Origin of the sequence: Thiocystis violacea (genome assembly GCF_016583575.1) — a bacterium.
Lineage (GTDB): Bacteria > Pseudomonadota > Gammaproteobacteria > Chromatiales > Chromatiaceae > Thiocystis > Thiocystis violacea.
Genome location: NZ_NRRG01000126.1, coordinates 1 through 2,249, shown reverse-complemented (window position 1 = coordinate 2,249; position 2,249 = coordinate 1). Strand labels below are relative to the sequence as shown.

Sequence of the window (2,249 nt, the reverse complement as noted above, 5' to 3'; positions counted from 1 at the left end):
GTGAAAGAAGAGACCAAGGGCTTGATCTACGCAACAAGGTCAAGGCCTTCAGGATGGGTTCAAGCTGCCTCGGTCTCGCGTGATGGGAGCTAACCATCACGAAATTCAAGATACAAGGATGGGTAGAGCGATAGCGAAACCCATCGTTCACAGCTCCAACGCCTGACCTTTAAACGCCCTCGGGAAACCGGGGGCGTTTTTTGTTGTGCCATCCTGATGACTTGGCGCGGGGTTCGATGGGTTTCGCTTTGCTCTACCTGAGGTTCCCCCGAAATTTCGTCTTCCAAGGGTGACGTAGAATGACGTTCACATTGGAGACGACGATGCAGAAGATTCCAAAGCGGGAGTACACCGCCGAGTTCAAGGAGCAAGCGGTCAAGCGGGTCAAGGAGGGCCGGAGCGTGGCGGCGGTGGCCAAGGAGATGGGGTTGGTTGAGCAGACGCTGCGCCACTGGGTGAAGGGCGCGGAGACCGGCTCGCTCAGCGGTGCGGGCTCGCCGAAAGTGACGCCCGAGCAGATGGAGCTCTCGCGCCTGCGGGCAGAGAACGCGCGGCTGAAGCGGGAGAACGACATCCTGCGAAAAGCGACGGCGTACTTTGCGAGGGAGGCGCTGTGAAGGACGCCTGGATTGATGCGCGCCGCTCCCAGTTCACGCTGGGGGAACTCTGTGCCGTGTTGGACGTCAGCGTCAGCGGTTATCGGGCTTGGAAGGGGGGCGGCACGCCGGATCGTCAAGGACTCACGGATACCCAGCTCTTGGCGCTCCTGCAGGCCCTTCATGCCGAGGTGAAGGGTGCCTATGGCCGCCCGCGGATGGTCCGTGAGCGGCGCGCCCGGGGCTTCTCGGTCAGCCAGGAGCGGGGCGAGCGCCTGAGGCGCGAGAACGGCCTCCAGGCGCGTCACCAGCGCCGGTACAAGGCCACAACCGACTCCACCCCTTCCCGGCCTGTGGCGGATAACGTGCTTGCGCGTGACTTCACCCCGAGCGGACCGAATCAGGTCTGGACCTCCGATATCACGTATCGGTGGACAGAGGAAGGCTGGCTGTCTCTGGCCATCGTGCTGGATCTGTTCAACCGCGAGGTGGTGGGCTGGTCGTTGAAGCCTCGGATGACCGCTGACCTCGTCACAGATGCGCTGACGATGGCCTGGCTCCACCGTCAACCCGCGCCGGGGCTGCTCCATCACTCCGATCGCGGGAGCCAATACGCCAGCCACGCCTTCCAAGACAAACTCCAAGAATACGGCATGGTTGGCTCCATGAGCCGCCAGGGCAACTGCTGGGACAATGCCCCGACCGAAAGCTGGTTCAACAGCTTCAAGCAAGAGCGGGTTTTCGGGGAGCGCTTCCAGACCCGCGAAGCCATGAAGGCCACGGCTTTCGAGTACATCGAGGTGTTCTACAACCGGCGGCGCCTACACTCCACCCTCGGGTACACCTCCCCCGTGCACTATCTGAAAAACTGGAGAGAGGCCCAGCAAGCGGAGAATCAGGTAGCATGAGACCACTCCATTGGAAGACGAAAAACCGAGGGAACCTCACAAAGAACAAAGAACAAAGAACAACTCAAACATATTGCCGCCGCCTTGCACGCGATTGCCTTGGCGCAGTTTGCGGTCTTTGGCTACACCGCGCTGATCGCTCAACCTGTTGCCTGGGTGCAACTCACGCTGTCGATCATCGGTTTTTTCAATATCGAATTTGTGGCTGTTTGGGTGTTGTCTTACGTTCGTGACTCGGGGAATCCGCCATGACGAGTTCAGTGCTTTCTCTCTTGATGCTCTTGCTGATCGTTAATGTGATCGGCGGTGCTTTGATCTGGTATCTCAAGCATCATCCGCCTGGTCATTGATTAGCGAGGTAGGATGGGTAGAGCGATAGCGAAACCCATCGTTCACAGCTCCAACGCCTGACCTTTAAACGCCCTCGGGAAACCGGGGGCGTTTTTTGTTGGGTGTGATCCTGAGAGGCTGTATAGGAACACATCGCTATAGTCGATCCAATTAACCGTTAATAGAAATCAATTAACTTACAATTCATATTGTATCTGATTATGGCATATTTGACGAAGAAGTAAGCGGCCTGAGGCGAGATAAACTTGTGCCTCACTCGACGTAGGTTTGCGTTCATAATCTCTACTCAGCCGACGTGATCGGCCAAGCCATGCAAATGTTCGCTCAACGACCCAGCGGCGGGGTAAAACATGGAAACCTTTAACCCCTTTTTTCTTTTTAACGACTTCAAGCT

The 2,249-nt window shown here is 57.4% G+C and carries 3 protein-coding genes; 2 read left to right on the top strand and 1 reads right to left on the bottom strand.

The window, feature by feature from the left end; all coding sequences use genetic code 11:
- The first annotated feature begins 323 nt into the window (after window positions 1-323).
- Window positions 324-1,504, top strand: a protein-coding gene (locus CKO27_RS23690) for an IS3 family transposase (protein WP_200377370.1) whose coding sequence is annotated in 2 segments (ribosomal slippage) — window positions 324-576 and window positions 576-1,504 — 1,182 coding nt in all. Because the reading frame shifts where the segments join, the coding sequence is not laid out codon by codon here.
- Window positions 1,505-1,603: 99 nt separating this feature from the next.
- On the top strand, window positions 1,604-1,756 hold the full coding sequence (locus tag CKO27_RS24280) for a hypothetical protein (RefSeq protein WP_207281099.1): 153 nt from the start codon (window positions 1,604-1,606) through the stop codon (window positions 1,754-1,756).
- Window positions 1,757-2,031: 275 nt separating this feature from the next.
- Here CKO27_RS24280 and CKO27_RS23680 read toward each other — a convergent pair.
- Window positions 2,032-2,249: transposase (locus CKO27_RS23680; RefSeq protein ID WP_200377369.1), on the bottom strand; the 218-nt coding region annotated here is incomplete at its 5' end.